The organism is Paenibacillus sp. Y280 (genome assembly GCF_056786335.1).
Map to the genome: position 1 here is coordinate 1 of NZ_JBXCIW010000040.1, position 17,277 is coordinate 17,277.

A 17,277-nucleotide genomic window follows, 5' to 3' on the forward strand; every position below is an offset into this window, starting at 1 on the left:
TTTCAAGCTGCAAAGCGAAAGGCACGTGGATTTCGATCCCATAAGAACATCATCGCGCTCGTATACTTGCTCGCTGGTAAACTTAACTTTTCCATTAAACCAATACTCTAGCGACGGAGCTCCCTTTGCCCCTTTTATACCGGGTTTTCATAGGTTTTCTGGAAGTGTAAAGCAGTCATTTCAGCCTAAATAATTGCTAGTGGCGAAGAGCCAGAAAAATTTTATCTATGAACCTATTGTGGATGGGGACCACTAGCTCCGTTGTTATAGGGCATATTGCTGTTGATCTTATTGATAATGGCGTTGCCATATTTTATCCATTTATTGTGGCAGAATTCGAGTGGGGTCTATTAGCGAGTGATGATCTTATTATCCCTTTTATTTTATTTATAGCATTAACTTTGGGGATCATTATAAATAAAAAAATGAAACTGATCCTTATGATTGGGTTCATTATTTGTTTCTCCTGCATAGTTTTCAAAGCATATTTGAGAACAGAAACTGAGAGGGGAATTTAAGAACAATATCGATATTCTGACATGCAAGTAATGGTTATTCCTAGTAGCCATATTTTTTATCCATTCACGTACTTGGTGCATTCTGAATTTTTCAGTATTGGTGGAACGAGTAGTATAAATAAACAATTAAGTGAGGAGTATCAATATTTTAAAGTGAATTGGAAGGTTATTAAACAATATAAAGATGATGAATATTATTATATTGAATGTGAATCTATTATGCATGGTTCTGAACATACAGTTTTTCGTTCAAAGAACGGTGATGAGTGGGAAGAGGCACCAGATTTATGACCCTGGAAGTTTTGGATGGTTTCCAGTTTATATGAATGATGAAAAAAGTGTGTTAAATCAGCATTATAATTTTGAGTTTACAGATTTTTATCCAAAAGGAGACCTTGTTAAGCAGGAAATTCCTTTCTATGATACATTGCAGTTTAATGAGTATCAAAGAATAGTTAACCCTATTCTGTACGACTATTTTACTGGGAAAATGACTGAGTATGAATTTTGGAGGAAAATTGATAATTCATTGAATAACTCAGACCCTAGTCGTTGATGTATACGATCGGCAGCTCGCCTCGAATAGAGGTTGGGCTTTTGTGCTTTCTGCGAAAATGACGCCGACATGCAGGGAGTATTATAATTTCACGGAAATTTGTGTATTATAAGAGGATAAATATTTTCCGTGGGAAAGGTTGGTCGCAGATGGAGAATGCAGTAGAGAACAAGTCATCATCCTCGAATTTCATAAAAAACATCGTAGCCGAAGATTTGAAGAGCGGCCATGTGCAGGAAATTGTCACTCGTTTCCCGCCGGAGCCGAACGGCTATTTGCATATTGGACATGCCAAGTCGATTTGCCTGAACTTTGAGCTTGCCGATGAGTTCAAAGGCAGAACGAATCTGCGTTTTGACGATACGAATCCACTCAAAGAAGATACGGAGTATGTGGAATCCATACAAGAGGATGTCCGCTGGCTTGGCTTTGAATGGGATGATCTACGTTTTGCGTCGGATTATTTTGAAGAGCTTTATAACCGTGCCGTGCTGCTTATTAAGAAGGGCAAAGCATATGTATGTGATCTGAATGCAGAGCAAATGCGCGAATATCGCGGCACATTGACCGAGCCAGGCAAGGAGAGCCCTTATCGGAACCGTTCCGTAGAGGAGAACCTCGACTTGTTCACGCGTATGCGCGCGGGCGAGTTCAAGGACGGCGAGCGGGTGCTGCGCGCCAAGATCGATATGGCTTCGCCGAATATCACGCTGCGCGACCCCGTTCTGTACCGAATCGCACATACGCATCATCACCGCACGGGCGATGCATGGTGCATCTATCCGATGTATGACTACGCTCATCCGCTGAGCGATGCCATCGAAGGCATTACGCATTCGATCTGTACGCTAGAGTTCGAGGATCACCGTCCGCTATATGACTGGACGATCGCGGAATGCGAGATGGAAGCTGCTCCACGCCAATATGAATTTGCCCGTCTGAATGTGACGAATACCGTCATGAGCAAGCGCAAGCTGAAGCAATTGGTAGACGAGGCGGTCGTAGACGGCTGGGATGATCCGCGCATGCCGACGATCAGCGGCTTGCGCCGCAAAGGCTACACGCCTGAAGCGATACGCGCATTTTGCCGCGAGATCGGCGTATCGAAGAGCAACAGCCTTGTGGACGAGCGCAATCTGGAGCATTTTATAAGAGAAGATTTGAAGCTGAAGGCTCTTCGCACGATGGCTGTATTGCGGCCTCTGAAGGTCGTCATTACGAACTATCCAGAAGGTGAAACCGAGCTGCTGGAAGCAGAAAACAACGCTGAGAACGAAGAGATGGGAACCCGTCAAATTCCGTTTTCCCGCGAGATCTACATTGAACAGGATGATTTTATGGAAAATCCTCCGAACAAATATTTCCGTCTCTTCCCTGGCAATGAAGTACGCCTCAAGCATGCGTATTTCATCACCTGCCAAGAAGCGATCAAGGATGCGGACGGCAACGTAATCGAGCTGCACTGCACTTATGATCCGAAGACGAAGAGCGGCTCAGGCTTTAACGAACGCAAGGTTAAAGGCACGATTCACTGGGTAGACGCATCTTCCGCTGTACCTGCGGATTTCCGTTTGTTCGAACCGCTAATTACGAGCGAGGCAGAAGAGGAAGGCAAGCCATTCCTTGCATGCATCAATCCGAATTCGCTTGAGGTGCTGACTGGCTTCGTTGAGCCGAACATGAAGGATGCGGCAGGCGGCGACAAGTTCCAATTTTTCCGCCACGGCTACTTTAATGTGGATCCGAAGGATACGACGGCAGAGAAGCTGGCCTTCAATCGTATCGTTTCGCTGAAAAGCTCATTCGATCCGTCCAAAGCATAAGCGTATGCGAAGCGCAGAAGAAGCCTGCCGAGATCTATACACTCGGCAGGCTTTCTTTCTTTCTTTCTATTTTATAGGGGGGATCGAATGATTAAGCATAACATCCATAGCTTGCTTCTGGCTGGCGGACTTAGCTCTAGAATGGGGACGGACAAAGCACTGCTGCTCATTGAGGGCAAGCCGCTGCTGTACCTTCTGGTAGAACGACTGCGCGCATTGACAGAGCATGTGATTATATCGGTAGGATCATCGGAGCGAGAAGCGCTTTATCGCAGTATTCTCGGTAATTTGGGAGAGTCCGTGAGCTTTGCTTTGGATCGCTATCCAGGCTGTGGTCCGTTATCCGGTCTTCATGCAGGCTTATCTACTGTCACTGAAGGCTATGTATTCGTAATGGCCTGCGATATGCCGCAGCTGTCCGAGGAATTGCTCACGCAGCTCATGGGCCATGTGAAGAGCGGGGCGGACGTCATTCACGCCGCCGGCCAGCCGTTTCATGCGCTTTATCATGCAAGGGCGGTCCCTCAAATAGCGGCAGCGCTCGATCAGCAGGATTTCCGTGTCATGCGGCTGCTAGAAGGGCTGAATACCGTCGTCGTTAATCCGCTTGCGAACGGCGGCAAAACTATTTTCACCAACCTCAACACGCCGGATGATTACATCAAATATATTGGTGATTAAGAGTTGCGAAGAAAGGTTTTTGATGCACTAGGCCTGCCGAGCGTTTTGCTTGGCGGGCTATTATTTTTGGATGCTCAAACAAACGGCGGTGTGATATAATTTGTCAAAGTTAAGAGAGCCTTTGGCCTTCATAAATCATTAATAATAAGCAGTAGGAAACACCGCAAGCGACACATTGGAAGGTAAGAGGTGGAGAATATGTCTAGGCAGCAACAATATGAAATTATCGACGCTCAGCTAAGCGATCTAGAGCGTATTGTCGACATTTATAATGCAACGATTGCGAGCCGTATGGTAACAGCGGACTTGGAGCCAGCGACTGTAGATAGCAAAAGAGCTTGGTTCGATGAGCATTCTGCCGATTTTCGTCCATTATGGGTTTTACGAATGGAAGGAGAAATTGCGGCATGGTTTAGCTTTCAATCTTTTTACGGCAGACCTGCCTACAATGCCACGGCAGAAATCAGCATTTATATAGCGGAGCAATTCCGATCGCGCGGCCTTGGCTCGGTGCTGATTCAGAAGGCCATCGAAGAATGCCCGAGGTTAGGGCTGAATACGCTGCTTGGCTTTGTATTCGGACACAATGAGCCAAGTCTGGCGCTCCTTCGCAAGTTTGGATTCGAGGTATGGGGGCATCTGCCTAAGGTTGCAGTGCTCGATGGCGTAGAGAGAGATCTTGTGATCGCGGGGAGACGCGTATGAAGCGAACGCTAGTCATTAGTGACATCCACGGCTGCTATACGCCTTTTAATGATCTGCTTGAGAAGATGAACTATTGCCCAGGCGAGGATCAGCTCATGCTGCTTGGCGATTTTGTTGATCGCGGCCCAAGGAGCAAGGATGTGGTTGAGCAGGTTATAGGACTCGTTCAGAAGGACGGCGCGATTGCTATTCAGGGCAATCATGACGAGAGGCTCGTCGATGTTATGCTGGAGCGAAGCGAGCATGCGTTGATGAAATTTTCCGGTCACGGCGGCAGGCAGACGGCAGAGAGCTATGCCGGCATCAAGCAAGGCTCGATTGAGCATGTCATCGAGTGTGCGAAGGAGGCTGTTCAAGAGCGTTATTCGCATCACATGACCTTTCTTGACAACCTTCCCTATTACCATGAGGACGAACATTTTATTTATGTGCATGCCGGTCTTAATCCCAATTACTTGAATTGGAAGGAACAGCCTCCGCGAGATTTTCTCTACATTAAACAGCCTTTTCTGACCAGGCCTACCAATGTGAGCAAAACGGTTATTTTCGGCCATACGAAAACAATAGATATTCACAAAAAGCCAGATGTGTGGTTCGGTCCCGGCAAAATTGGCGTTGACGGCGGCTGTGCGACAGGACATCAGCTTAACGGTCTAGCGATTACAGGAGCAGATGAATTTAAGGTTTATTCAGCGCCTTGGAGGCTGTAAATGATGCGGATGTATGCGAATGCTCATTTCAAAAGCTTGCTGCTGAATCTGTTTCTAACCGTACTCGGCTTAGGCTACGCGCTTATTATGGGCTGGTTATTATTTTACCGAAATCGCTATTTTGGCGAAGGCTACAGCTATAATCTCGTTCCACTCTTTACAATAAAAAAATATATCGTTCATTATGATCATTTCAATTTTGATATTTGGTTCAAAAATTTATTCGGAAATATCGTTTTATTTATACCGATTGGACTTTTTTTGCCTTTATTAAATAAAAAATACAGACGAGTGCTCGCGCTTGCGGGAGCCTCCATCTTGCTTATTACAATCGTCGAGCTCGCGCAAATGCTGACACGGGTAGGCAGCTTCGATATTGATGATATTATCTTGAATACCTTCGGAGCGCTGCTTGGCTTGCTGATGGTCAAGCTTGTTGTCCGCTAGGCTCTGTGACTCGTATATCCTTTAATGTTAAAATAAAAGCAATGACTTGGAATAAGGAAACGAAAGGAAGAAAAACCATTGAGTAAATATTGGAGTCCATTGACCGCTTCTCTCGTACCGTATGTGCCAGGCGAACAGCCGAAGGATAAAACGTATATTAAGCTGAATACGAATGAGAATCCTTATGCGCCATCCCCGAAAGTAATCGATGCCATCAAAGCAGCCGCAAATGCGGATCTTCGCCTGTATCCCGATCCTACCTGCGAGGGACTTGTACAAGCTGCTGCGAGCTATTACGGCCTGCCAGCTGAGCAAGTGTTTGTAGGCAATGGCTCGGATGAAATTTTAGCTTTTGCGTTTGCTGCTTTCTTCGATCCAGCGAAGAAGCTGCTGTTCCCGGATATTACGTACAGCTTCTATAAGGTGTATGCGAAGCTCTACGGTTTGCAGACAGAGCTTGTTCCGCTGGACGAGCAGTTTCATGTGCAGGTAGAGGCCTATGCTTCGGACAATGGCGGCATCATCATACCGAATCCAAATGCCCCGACAGCGGAATTGATTCCGCTCGAGAGCATTCGTACGCTGCTTGAAGGCAATCCGAATCAGGCAGTCATTATTGATGAGGCTTATATCGATTTTGGAGGGCAAACGGCCATCGAGCTGATAAAGGACTACCCGAATTTGCTCGTCGTGCAGACGCTTTCGAAATCACGTTCGCTTGCTGGGCTTCGCGTCGGCTTTGCCTTTGGCAGCGAGGAGCTGATCGAAGGACTGAATCGGATTAAAAATTCATTTAATTCGTATACGATTGACCGGCTCGCCTTAGCTGGCGCCATCGCTTCGCTCGAGGACGATGCTTATTTCCGTGAAACGACAGCAAAGGTGATGGCTACGCGTGAGAGGGTGACAGAACAGCTGCTTGCAGCTGGCTTCAAAGTGACCGACTCGAAAGCGAATTTCGTCTTTATCTCGCATCCTAGCCTAGCGGCTGAATCCATTTTCCAGCTGCTTAGAGACAAGGGCGTGCTTGTTCGTTACTTCAATCAGCCTCGCATTAATGAATATTTGCGGGTAAGCATCGGTACGGATGAAGAAATGGATGCTTTTATTCAGGCGCTTCAAGAAATTATAGGCGTGTAATGGAAGAGGCAGCGAAGGAGCAGCTGTTGTTCAGACGATCAATGAGGTCAATACTGCTGCTAAGTGCAATTTATGCTGTAGTCAGCAATGTCTTTCTGTATGCAGCCTACTTTAACAGCGGAATTGTAGAGTGGAGCTACCTCGTTTGCATATTGATGGTCATCGCATTCGTTTTGCCTATTGTGAAGCTGTTTCGGAATCGGCATTGGTACTTTCCGGCCTTTATTTTCTTGTTCTGGATACCGTTTAGCGTCCTGCTTGCTTTCATTCTTAGTCAAGTTCTGCCGCTATCGGACCAATATGCGGATTTTGGGCTGCTGCTCGTTTATTGCCTTATTCTGAATGTCGTCGTAATGGTGCTGAGCATCGTTTTAGGCATAATCATTAATACGGGTTGGATGCTTTGGCATCGAATGAACCAGAACAAATAACAATAATTCAAAAGTAAGCCGTGCATGGTCCTCCTCTCATTAAAAGGAGCATGCACGGTTTTTTTTGTTCCAATAGCTCGTACCTTGACTTTTTGGCAGTTCCGTCTTACAATTCTATTAAATTAACTAACGTTCGTTAGGCAATGAGAACGGACGAGACGGCGGGAGGGATTACGGATGAGCACGGAGCCTTCTACGGCAGAGAGAATCAAGCAGGCAGCATTAACGATGTTCACGGAGTCCGGTTACGAAGGAGCTTCCTTATCAGAAATTGCCAAAGCGGTCGGCATCAAGACGCCGTCTATTTATGCGCATTATAAATCGAAGGAGCAGCTGTTCTTGCAGCTCATTCAAGAAGTGATCGCAGAAGAGCGGAAACAATATTTAGAGCTGCTTCAGGCCATCAAGCAGGAGCCGATCAAGCAGCAGGTCTATCGATTATTTGCTTTTTTTACCGATCTTAATCATATGACGACCGGGCAGGCTTTCCTGAAGCGGACGATTCTTGTACCGCCGCGGCATTTAAGGGATCAATTGAGGCAGGATCTCTTGCGCTATGAGATTGAGCTGACCGAAGGTCTTATAGAGGTGCTGCATAAAGGAGCATCCGAGGGATTGTTTAACCGTGAGGAGGAAGAGCGGCTGATCGCAGCCTTCTACGTGTGCGTCGATGGCATTCTTGTCGAAAACCAATTATATGAGGAAGAGCTGTTCGAAAAAAGGAAGCGAATGGTGTGGCAATCATTGTGGAAGCTTTGGACGATGACAGCGAGAGAGGATTGAAAAATTATGCAGTGGATCTTTTTACTATTAGCCGGATTTCTGGAGGTTGGTTGGACATTTGGCCTTAAATATTCGGAGGGCTTTACGCAGCTCGTTCCGAGTATCGTGACGGTCGTGCTGCTTGTAGTGAGCTTTATGCTGTTTGCACGCGCGATGAGAACGATCGAGATTGGCGTTGCTTACGCGATATTTACAGGGATCGGCACGGTCGGCACGGTTATAGCAGGCATTTTAATATTGAATGAACCAGCGGATTTCTGGCGCTTGTTCTTTATTGCTTTATTAGTTGGAGGCATCGTTGGACTGAAGCTTGTGTCGAAGGAGAAGCCGGCAGCGGCGGCAGAGCAGGCAGAAACAGCTTCATCTATTCAGGAGCGGCCTGCAGCGACAGCCGTAAGAACAAACAACAAAGATCGTGAAAAGGTGGGTACGTAACATGGCTTGGGTCTTTTTAATTATATCCGGCTTAGGTGAGGTCGGAGGGGTTACCTTTATGAAGCTGTCAGACGGTTTCAAGAAATGGAAGGGAACCGTTGGGGCAATCGGAGCGGGCTTTGTCAGTTTTTTCTTCTTATCTAAAGCGTTGCAGACTATACCGATCAGTACGGCTTACGGGATATGGACGGGGATCGGCTCGATCGGCAGCGTTTTGCTTGGGATGTTCATTTTTGGCGAATCGCGGGATTGGCGTAAAATGCTGTTCTTATCGATGATTATAGCAGGTGTGATTGGGCTTAAGGTTGTGAGCGGCGGCCATTAGCGGCCATTTTTTAAACGAGGCTGTTCGGCAAGGTATTTGACCTTGCCGAACAGCCTCGTTTTCTTTGGAGCAGGATGGGATCTCAATATTGTCAAAGGATCCGCTTGTCAAAAGCATACTAACAGCTGCAATTAATCCTTTGTATGCTTTGTGGCTCTTGTGCTGAGCAAAATAAACGTCGGTGTACCAAATTTTATGAAAATGTAAATGAAATTGTAAAGGGAGAAGTAGCCTGAATTCAGCATGGAAGTTGTTGCGGATGCGCTGGCATGAACAGACAGCACACCGAGGATCGAGAGTGTTCTTGCGATCTGAAGCTCGGGGATTTGTTCGTTTCTGTTTTGCAAGTTCGATGTCGTGGTTATAGGCTCGCCCTTTCGTGTTTGGATTGGAATCCTCACGAAAATAACACGAAGGCAGGGGCCGTTCAATAATTCTGCAGCAACCTTAATGCAATGATAAGCAAGGTGAAAATTATTGTTAGAAATCGTTAAGGAGTTAATCGATTTGTTAAGAAAATAGTAAGATTAGCAGATGGAAATGAAAAGCTTAACGGGTGCGCTTTATTTTTGAACCAGCTCGTTTTACAATATAGAGGAATAAGATGAAACTAAAGGAAAAGCGGGATGTGATACATGATGGATGACTTGCAGTTGGAGATGCTAATCTCGTTAACCGAACGGTCGCTGCTATCTGAAGTTGAACTTAGCAGCATAGACCCCAAAAATCCGATTCGTGTGGCTGTACTGCCGCTCGGATGGAAGCTTCTTGGAGCAGGGAACTACGCTGGCGTATTTACGCATGGCGATTATCCGGATATAGCGGTCAAGGTATATGCGCCTAACCGCGAGGGTTGGGAAAGCGAATGCGAGGTCTACCGATTAATTGGCAATCATCCTGCCTATTCGATGTGTTACCACGCAGGGGAGTATAACGGGCATTATTATTTGATTTTAAAGCGATTAAAAGGGAAGACCTTATATCAATGCATCATCGATGGTGTAGCCATTCCGACCAAGGTTATTGAAGACATCGATCAAGCGCTCGACTACGCACGCTCCCGCGGATTGTTCCCGCATGACGTGCATGGGAAAAATGTGATGGTGAAGGATGGTCGCGGCATCGTCCTCGATATTTCTGATTTTTTGAAGGAAGAGCCATGTACGATGTGGGATGATCTCAAAAAAGCGTACAACAAGATTTATATGCCCTTCTTGTCCAAAAAGCCGAGACCTGTCCCTGAATGGGTGCTCAACGGTGTTCGCAAAGGCTATCGCTGGATGCGAAGCTCTTCTGTGGTGGGTCGCTCGTCATAACCGAATAACCGAAGCGGCGGCTGCTCTTCCTGAGCAGCCGCTGCCAGGCAATCTTTTTCGAAAACCCTCGCATCAATGCTCTTCATCGAAAGCGTCAAGCAGCACCTTGGCGAGATCGGCGTCCTTTTTAAGCACATGAATCCGTCTCAAGGAATTGCCTTCAATGGTAATTTTGGATTTCAATCCATTTGCTTTGAAATGGGCCTGCAACCGGTCGATTAGCTCCGATCTTGAACCTCCTTCAGTACGAACGGGTATCCAACGATTCCAAAATAATGCCATTATGCGTCACCTCCTTAACGTTTTACATAGTAAAACCGACTTAGGAAGCATGTGCTTTCCGGCTTGGATGGTCAAACCGAAAGAGATTGCACATTTCATATTTATTCAGTGAAAGCATTCAAACATGACAGTGAGTCAAAAAATACTTTCATGTACGATCCAAAATCTGAGGGGGAATAACCATTCAAGCCATGCCGCATCCTAAGAAAGCAACTTGGCGACCTGACTATTGACAAACCTAACTGTAACTGATAAAATTACAGTACAAAGCAGGGAGGCCCTTAAACAGTGAACAGCGAATTTACGATTGCCGTACACAGTCTCGTTTACTTGGCTTATTTACCGGAGAAAATGGCTAGCAGCGATATGATCGCCGACAATGTCGGCACTCACTCTGCTCGCGTTCGCAAGGTAATGAGTGGTTTGCGCCGCAGTGGATATGTGGATACGCGTGAAGGATCGGGAGGCGGCTACAGGCTGACCATTGATCCAAATGTGGTCACATTGGCCGACATCTATCGAGTGATGGCACAAGGCTCGCTTATTCCGAGCTGGTGCTCGGGCAATCCAGAGATGGATTGTGTCGTTGGATCGAATATGAATCAAGTGATGTTCGGTATTTTTTGCACAGCGGAGAAGCAGCTCGAAAGCCATTTTAGCGCGATAACGATTCAAGATGTTTTGAAGCAAATACACGCATGCGGTTAGCAAATAATGATTCAATAAGCGGTGAGACGGGTATTCCCTTTATCATACACATTGTTTGGAGAGGATGATTGAAATGGCAGTAGCATTAACAAAAGAGAACTTTAACGAGAGCATTCAAAACGGCGTTTCCCTTGTAGATTTCTGGGCACCTTGGTGCGGACCTTGCAAAATGCAGCTTCCAATCGTTGAGGAGCTTTCCACTGAATTGGAAGGTCAAGCTGTAATCGCAAAAATCAACGTTGACGAGCAGCCTGAATTGGCTTCGCAATTCGGCGTTATGAGTATCCCGACATTGATTTTGTTCAAAGACGGTCAACCCGTTGACAAAATGGTCGGCGTTCAAAGCAAAGATGCTTTGAAAGCAAAAATCTCCGGTCAGCTGTAAGCAACTTTTTGAAACGAATAAACGTCTATTTATCGTCTGGTTATCAGTCATTGGCTGGTTGCTGGGCGATATTTTTTTCGTAAATTGTTCCATCTATTAATAAGCGGATACTATATTATCCATGAAAACGATAGAAATTCCACTCGAAATGACCATATCTTACACATTTTCACAATAGTTTCTGTTGCTTTCTAAGAGAGGTATCAAGTAGAATTGATAGTATTGTGCGCACCAGCGCACCCAAATTATGGTTTATGGAGTGGTGATGTAGTGAACGCAGTGATTACAAAAAAGGACAGTACGGTTACCGGAGAGTCCCTGCTGCAAGGGTTGGCGTCTTCTAAAATATTGATCATTATACCGGCTTATAACGAAGAGCACAGCATAAGCCATGTGATTCAAGATGTGAAGACTCATTGCCCGTCTGCTCATATACTAGTCATCAACGACGGTTCAAAGGATCGTACTCGCGAGGTAGCTGAAGCGAACGGTGCGGCTGTTGTCACACTTCCGACTAATCTTGGAATCGGCGGCGCTATGCAGACTGGATATCGTTACGCTCACCGCTATGGCTATGATGTAGCTGTTCAGGTTGATGGAGACGGACAGCATAAAGCGGAGCAGCTTCATCTTATTTTAGAGCCAGTGCTTAGCGGAAAAGCGGATTTGGCGATTGGCTCGCGTTTCATTGAACAAACGGGCTTCCTGTCTTCAGCGACGCGGAGAGTCGGAATCAAAATTTTATCTACGATCGTCAGCGCAATGACACACAAGCGCGTCCTTGATGTGACATCAGGATTCCGTGCTGCGAATAAGCGGGCGATTTCGGTATTTCAAAGCGATTATGCAACGGATTATCCAGAGGTGGACTCAATCGTGCTCATTCATCGCAGCGGCTTGCGTACGAGCGAGGTTGCAGTAGTCATGGAGGCGCGCACGGGCGGAACATCGTCAATAAATGCGCTGCGTTCGGTGTACTATATGGTTAAGGTAACGCTGTCGCTGTTCATTCGCAGCTTGAAGGCAACAAAGCCGGTTGAGATTCAATCGTAGAGGAAAGCAAATGCTTTCGAAGTGCTTCGCAAACTAGGTCCATGCTTACGAAGTGAGTTTGCTTCGCAAACTAAGCAAATGCTTACGAAGTGAGTTTGCTTCGCAAACTTTAAGGAGGATACACCATGCAAGCCTTGTGGATTATCACAAGTGTCGTTTTTTTGTTTGTACTTATTATGCTTATTAACCGCAGATTGCTGCGCGAGCAGTATTCCATGCTGTGGCTGTTGTTTGGCGTAGTGATGCTGATCTTGTCCGTACGCGTTCAAATTATTGATTCGCTCGCACATGCCGTTGGTATTAATTACGCGCCGGCTTTGTTGTTTCTGGTTGGTATTTTATTCTGCGTCGCATTGATTCTTCATCTTACAGTCATCGTATCCAAATTATCGGAGAAGGTTATTCGCCTTACGCAAGAGCTCGGTATTTTGCATCACGAACTACATGAACGCAAAAGGTCGGATTCCTAATGGCATATATTGTATTGGTTTTTAATATTTTACTTCTTGTTTCGGGTCAATTGTTATGGAAAACAGGAATGAACAAGATGGATACGGCCAAGGGCGATACGTGGGTATCGTTGCTGTGGTCGCCGCATATTTGGTCGGGGCTTGTTTTGTACGGCATTGCGACGGTCTTATGGCTGTATGTTCTTAAGAAACTGCCGCTTAGCTTAGCGTATCCGCTGCAAAGCTTGGCATATGTAATAGCTTTAGTAGCAGCTGTATTTATATTTCATGAATCGGTTCCGCTGCAGCGCTGGATTGGTGCTGCCATTATTTTGGTCGGTGTCATTGTGCTCGCTTGGAAATAGGCGGTTTAGCATTGAGGGGGATTAACGAACGTGGTTGAATGGGTTAGAAAAAACAAAGCATGGACGATAGCGATTGTCCTCATTTTTTTGCTTGCCTCTTGGCTCAGAGCTGACTTTCTTACTTCGGTTAAGCATACCGTGTCGCATGATACAAAATATTATGATGAGATGGTTCATCGGCTTCTCGATAAAGGCATATATGCCTATAAAGAAGAGGTTTCTAACGCAAGAGTAACTCCAGGATACCCGTTATTTATGACCGGTATGTACATCATAGCTGATCAAATCGGCGTGGAGCCGTTCCCGCTTATAAGGTGGGCGCAGATGCTCATCAGCTTAGCAACCTTAATTCTGATTTATATTATCGCGATGCTTGCTACAAGAAATAAGTGGGTCGCCATTATATCGCTGTTTATCTCGGCGATTTATCATCCTTTTATTTGGGCGAACGGTGCTGTTCTTACGGAAACGCTCGCGTTATTTTTTCTGATGGCGTACTTAACGATCCAGCTTTATGCCTTTCGTACGCAGCGAAAGCGCGATGCTGCGCTCGCAGGTGTGCTGCTCGGGATTACCGTGCTTGTGAGAGCAGAGTTTCTGCCACTATTTGTTCCGCTATACGGCGTTTTCTTGCTTCAGCAATGGTTCAAGCCTAAATCAGAACAGTTGAATGCGAAAGTCTCGAAGCTGGCTATTTTCAAAAAAGTCGCATTGCTGGGCATTATTACAGGCTTGTGCCTGTCGGCGACGATGCTCCCTTGGTGGATTCGCAACGTTGTAACATTGAATGAATTTGTTATGACCGCATCTCAGTCTAATCCATTTAAAGCCGGTACATATCCGAATAAAGATTATACCGACAAAATTGTTGTCCAAAACGGAATGTCGCAGGATGAATATGCTTGGGCGCGCATTAAAGCGGGTTTCACGCAGCAAACCTGGAAATATGTAAAATGGTACACGGTAGGCAAGCTCAAATATACGTATACGCATATGTTCTTTGGGTCCGGACATACGCCGATTTATCATGCCTATCCGAAGGTAGCCTATATGCACCTATTCATCGTATACAGCACCATTATTCCGCTGCTTGCGCTTGTATGGAGATGGAGGCATCCGGCAGCCATGCTTGCGGTTGTTATCATCATTATGTCGATGATCAGACTCGTATTCGTGCCGGAGTATCGTTATAACTTTACCGTTATGCCTTTATTTATTATTTTGTCATCTTGGCTTGGTGTATATATTTTGCAGAAGATAGGGTCCTATTCCTCGCGAAGGAAAACAGCATAACCTTGATAATGTAAGACTGTCCGAAGGTATAGACCTAGGACAGTCTTTTTTTCGTGGATCGTGCAACTTCCCACTTGTACGGCGCGTCTAGTTTATGAATAAATTGGAAAAGCATTGGAGGGTGAAGCAGTGAAGAGGAATAATCGGAAGAGGCTTGCTGTTATGCTGTCGACGGCGATGCTGATGAGCATAATGCCTGCTGCGGCATTTGCTGAAAGCGTTAACAAGCAAGTTGGTGAGAGTGCGGCAGCGCAGACAGCTCCTGCATCGGAAGGAGATAAGATGGGAGAAGCAATAAAAGCTCCGGTGAATGTCGCGATAACGAAGGAGAAGGCGGAGGCACTGGCTAGACAGTATGTGAGCATACCGAAGGAGTACTTGCTACAAGGAGCTAGTCTTTCTATGGATATGCTGGCAAGCGGAAAGCGCAATTCGTGGGGACTCGACTTCGTGAAGAAAGCAAACGGCAAGCATTTGGGCAGCATATATGTTCGTATTCATGCGGACAAGGGACAACTGCTGGAATTCAGCTCTTATACCAATAACCCATCTGCCAAGCCGACATACCCGCTTAAGGTTGAACGTGATGCCGCACAGCAAATCGCGCTCCAATTCATTGATAAAATAGCTGCTGATTACAAGGCGCAGATTCGTTACAATCCGGATTACGGCGTACAGCTGCTGCCGCCATTATCGGGTGAGATGCTCCACTCGCTCCGATATGACCGCGTCGTTCAGGGCATTCCATATGTCGATAACTTTATTGAGCTGGATGTCGATAGCGAAGGGCATATTCGGAGGTATTCTCTGCAGTGGGATGATACGGTTACCTTTCCGAAGATCGATACGAAGCTAACGTTAGAAGTTGCGAATGCCAAGCTTCGCGCAGCGGCCGCTCCTCAGCTTGCTTATATCTTGCCCCGTAATATGCAGGGAGTAAGAAAGCCTGTGCTGAGCTACGAGCTTCAGGCCGTGTCTATTGATGCGGTTACCGGGGAGCCAAAGGAACAGCGGACGGATTTGTACTTTGGAGCAGGTACCGTTTCTGATGCGCCAGTGACGGAGAAGCCGTTAGGCGAGGCGCCTAAGGCGGCGTCGGTTACAGAGAAGCAAGCGGCTGATGCGGTCAAGGCGGCGTTCAAGCTGCCCGCTGGCGCGGAGCTGAGCGGTTCGAATTACAGTGAAAACAACAACGAGAGCACCGGTAAGCTAGAGGCGTATTGGCATTTAAATTGGTCGATCAAGAAGGATGGCAAGGAGCTTGGCTCTGCTTCTGCAACGGTTGATGGGCGAAGTGGGGCTGTCCGTAATTTTTACACGTATACGTACAATGAGCAAAGTCAGTCAGGGAGCCCTGGCGTAACGCTTGAGCAAGCGTCGACACTTGCGGTAGATGCGGTTAAAAAGCATTTGCCATGGCTGACGCATGAGCTTTATTTGGTGAAACCCGACCCTAAGCAGTATGAAGGAAAAGATACAGGCGAGAACCGCCAATATTATTTCAACTTTGTGCACAAAATTCATGGAGCTGCGGTCGAATATGACCGTATTAACGTATCCATTGATTCACGCACAGGGGAGATCGTCAATTACGGTGCCGATCTTTCTGATTTTGAGTATCCAACTGCCGCTCCGGCTTTGATCAAGAGTGAGCAGGCCGTGGAGCAATGGTTGACCTATTATCGCACGCAGCTGACGTATCGCCTTAATCAGCAGTTTTCATGGAACGGCCAGCCGATTCCAATTGAGAAATATAAGGTTATGCTTGCAGCGGGTGAAATAAATGGCAACGAGGTGGAGTCGACTACCGAAGCAGAGCTTGTCTACAGGCTCGTACCTAGGCTGATAGATGAGTCCGTATTTCTTGATGCCGAAACGGGTGGCTGGCGCAATCGTGAAACAGGCGAAGCGACGCAGCTAGAGAAGCCGAAGGCACAGGACACCCAGGGGCATTTTGCGCAGCGTCAGCTGGAGTTGATGGTGGCATACAAGGCGCTTGATGTGAAGAACGGTCAGGTGCGCCCGAATGAGCTGGCCACGCGCGGCGAGCTTATCAAGATGCTGGTGCTGGCTAGAAACGGCGGACGTTCACCGGGATTGTTAACCTCAGCCGATCGTTCATCAGCCAAAGCATCATTTGATGATGTTGCCTACGGTTCCAACTATTTCGTTTACGTAGAGTCCGCCCTGGAGCAAAACCTGATCGATGTAGGCGACGGGTCCTTCAATCCAAACGGCAAAGTGTCGCGCGACGAGATGGCAGAGCTGATCGTGCGTGCGCTTGGCTACAATGCGCTTGCGAATTATGATCATATTTTCAAAGCGACATTTAAGGATGCTGCGCAGATTGAGAACAAAGGTCAGGCGTCGATCGTCGTTGGTCTCAAAATTATGAGCCTGTCTGAAGGCAAGTTTTTGCCTAAGAAGCAGGTGACGCGCGGCGAGGCGTCAGCAGCCTTCTTCCGCTATTTGCAATCGCGCGCTGAGCTGCAGGAAGTACCTCTTCGCATGTAGCGATATGATGTGAAAATAAAAAGGCTTGGATACTGCCAGCGATGAGCGGCGGTATTCAGGCCTTTTTGGTTACGTGATAATGAACAATTGCTAATCCGTTTTCTTCTTTTTGGAAGTGAAATTGGACGTGGACTTCGTATCCTCGATCGTATCGTTGACGAATGCCATATCCTGATTTTTTGCGTTCATATTCGTCGTTCCCTTGTAATTGCCCTTGTGCGTTTGATTTTCCATAAGCTCACCTCCCACTATAAAGTAATGTTTTCTCCCGTTTTCTCGCTTATTCTCAGTATTACAACATTGACACCTTGTGTGGTAGTGGTGGAGAATGTATACTCTACATCATTTTCTGTAAGGA

Annotated in this window: 21 protein-coding genes; 19 read left to right on the forward strand and 2 right to left on the reverse strand. The window is 46.6% G+C overall.

Going from position 1 to position 17,277, the window contains the following annotated elements; all coding sequences use genetic code 11:
• The first annotated feature begins 840 nt into the window (after window positions 1–840).
• From AC1TPC_RS26165 to AC1TPC_RS26220, 12 genes are all read left to right on the forward strand, one after another.
• The gene (locus AC1TPC_RS26165; RefSeq protein ID WP_482069659.1) at window positions 841–1,074 is read left to right on the forward strand and encodes a hypothetical protein; all 234 of its coding nucleotides are present in this window, start codon (window positions 841–843) and stop codon (window positions 1,072–1,074) included.
• 149 nt (window positions 1,075–1,223) lie between these two features.
• Window positions 1,224–2,897, forward strand: a complete 1,674-nt coding sequence (locus tag AC1TPC_RS26170; protein WP_482069660.1) for a glutamine--tRNA ligase/YqeY domain fusion protein — start codon at window positions 1,224–1,226, stop codon at window positions 2,895–2,897.
• Window positions 2,898–2,984: 87 nt separating this feature from the next.
• Window positions 2,985–3,578 (forward strand): molybdenum cofactor guanylyltransferase, encoded by a 594-nt coding sequence (gene mobA, locus AC1TPC_RS26175; protein WP_482069661.1) that lies wholly within the window; start codon window positions 2,985–2,987, stop codon window positions 3,576–3,578.
• Between the two features lie 198 nt (window positions 3,579–3,776).
• Entirely contained in the window at window positions 3,777–4,283 is a 507-nt protein-coding gene (locus AC1TPC_RS26180; protein ID WP_482069662.1) for an N-acetyltransferase family protein, read from the forward strand.
• Window positions 4,280–4,993, forward strand: a complete 714-nt coding sequence (locus tag AC1TPC_RS26185; RefSeq protein WP_482069663.1) for a metallophosphoesterase family protein — start codon at window positions 4,280–4,282, stop codon at window positions 4,991–4,993. The genes AC1TPC_RS26180 and AC1TPC_RS26185 overlap by 4 nt, the downstream gene beginning before the upstream one ends.
• The gene (locus AC1TPC_RS26190; protein ID WP_482069664.1) at window positions 4,994–5,440 is read left to right on the forward strand and encodes a VanZ family protein; all 447 of its coding nucleotides are present in this window, start codon (window positions 4,994–4,996) and stop codon (window positions 5,438–5,440) included. It begins immediately after the preceding gene.
• Between the two features lie 78 nt (window positions 5,441–5,518).
• Entirely contained in the window at window positions 5,519–6,580 is a 1,062-nt protein-coding gene (gene hisC / locus AC1TPC_RS26195) for a histidinol-phosphate transaminase (RefSeq protein WP_482069665.1), read from the forward strand.
• Window positions 6,580–7,011, forward strand: a complete 432-nt coding sequence (locus AC1TPC_RS26200; RefSeq protein ID WP_482069666.1) for a hypothetical protein — start codon at window positions 6,580–6,582, stop codon at window positions 7,009–7,011. Before hisC ends, AC1TPC_RS26200 begins: the two co-directional genes overlap by 1 nt.
• Before the next feature lie 177 nt (window positions 7,012–7,188).
• Complete coding sequence (locus AC1TPC_RS26205; protein ID WP_482069667.1) at window positions 7,189–7,794, forward strand: TetR/AcrR family transcriptional regulator; 606 nt, start codon at window positions 7,189–7,191, stop codon at window positions 7,792–7,794.
• 6 nt (window positions 7,795–7,800) lie between these two features.
• Window positions 7,801–8,229, forward strand: coding sequence for a DMT family transporter (locus AC1TPC_RS26210; RefSeq protein ID WP_482069668.1), 429 nt, complete (start codon window positions 7,801–7,803; stop codon window positions 8,227–8,229).
• Window position 8,230: 1 nt separating this feature from the next.
• Window positions 8,231–8,554: a DMT family transporter gene (locus tag AC1TPC_RS26215; protein WP_482069669.1), complete on the forward strand. Its 324-nt coding sequence runs from the start codon at window positions 8,231–8,233 to the stop codon at window positions 8,552–8,554.
• Window positions 8,555–9,189: 635 nt separating this feature from the next.
• Complete coding sequence (locus tag AC1TPC_RS26220) at window positions 9,190–9,870, forward strand: serine/threonine protein kinase (protein ID WP_482069670.1); 681 nt, start codon at window positions 9,190–9,192, stop codon at window positions 9,868–9,870.
• A 72-nt stretch (window positions 9,871–9,942) separates the two neighbouring features.
• Here the strand turns inward: AC1TPC_RS26220 and AC1TPC_RS26225 are convergent, their stop codons facing one another.
• Window positions 9,943–10,152 carry a hypothetical protein gene (locus tag AC1TPC_RS26225; protein WP_053373729.1) on the reverse strand — a complete coding sequence of 70 codons (210 nt, stop codon included), beginning with the start codon at window positions 10,150–10,152 and terminating at the stop codon, window positions 9,943–9,945.
• Window positions 10,153–10,440: 288 nt separating this feature from the next.
• On the opposite strand from AC1TPC_RS26225, the gene AC1TPC_RS26230 reads away from it, so the two are divergent.
• The 7 genes from AC1TPC_RS26230 to AC1TPC_RS26260 all read left to right on the forward strand — a co-directional run bounded on the left by AC1TPC_RS26230 (window position 10,441) and on the right by AC1TPC_RS26260 (window position 16,919).
• Window positions 10,441–10,860, forward strand: a complete 420-nt coding sequence (locus AC1TPC_RS26230; protein WP_169084447.1) for an RrF2 family transcriptional regulator — start codon at window positions 10,441–10,443, stop codon at window positions 10,858–10,860.
• A gap of 73 nt (window positions 10,861–10,933) precedes the next feature.
• Entirely contained in the window at window positions 10,934–11,245 is a 312-nt protein-coding gene (trxA, locus tag AC1TPC_RS26235) for a thioredoxin (protein WP_183562753.1), read from the forward strand.
• A gap of 270 nt (window positions 11,246–11,515) precedes the next feature.
• Window positions 11,516–12,298, forward strand: coding sequence for a glycosyltransferase family 2 protein (locus tag AC1TPC_RS26240; RefSeq protein WP_482069671.1), 783 nt, complete (start codon window positions 11,516–11,518; stop codon window positions 12,296–12,298).
• A 125-nt stretch (window positions 12,299–12,423) separates the two neighbouring features.
• Window positions 12,424–12,768 carry a DUF2304 domain-containing protein gene (locus AC1TPC_RS26245; RefSeq protein ID WP_482069672.1) on the forward strand — a complete coding sequence of 115 codons (345 nt, stop codon included), beginning with the start codon at window positions 12,424–12,426 and terminating at the stop codon, window positions 12,766–12,768.
• Window positions 12,768–13,112, forward strand: coding sequence for an EamA family transporter (locus AC1TPC_RS26250; RefSeq protein WP_482069673.1), 345 nt, complete (start codon window positions 12,768–12,770; stop codon window positions 13,110–13,112). Before AC1TPC_RS26245 ends, AC1TPC_RS26250 begins: the two co-directional genes overlap by 1 nt.
• A 30-nt stretch (window positions 13,113–13,142) precedes the next feature.
• Window positions 13,143–14,405 carry a phospholipid carrier-dependent glycosyltransferase gene (locus tag AC1TPC_RS26255; RefSeq protein ID WP_482069674.1) on the forward strand — a complete coding sequence of 421 codons (1,263 nt, stop codon included), beginning with the start codon at window positions 13,143–13,145 and terminating at the stop codon, window positions 14,403–14,405.
• 129 nt (window positions 14,406–14,534) lie between these two features.
• Window positions 14,535–16,919, forward strand: coding sequence for an S-layer homology domain-containing protein (locus AC1TPC_RS26260; RefSeq protein ID WP_482069675.1), 2,385 nt, complete (start codon window positions 14,535–14,537; stop codon window positions 16,917–16,919).
• A 90-nt stretch (window positions 16,920–17,009) separates the two neighbouring features.
• Here the strand turns inward: AC1TPC_RS26260 and AC1TPC_RS26265 are convergent, their stop codons facing one another.
• The gene (locus AC1TPC_RS26265) at window positions 17,010–17,153 is read right to left on the reverse strand and encodes a hypothetical protein (RefSeq protein WP_482069676.1); all 144 of its coding nucleotides are present in this window, start codon (window positions 17,151–17,153) and stop codon (window positions 17,010–17,012) included.
• Window positions 17,154–17,277: the final 124 nt, after the last annotated feature.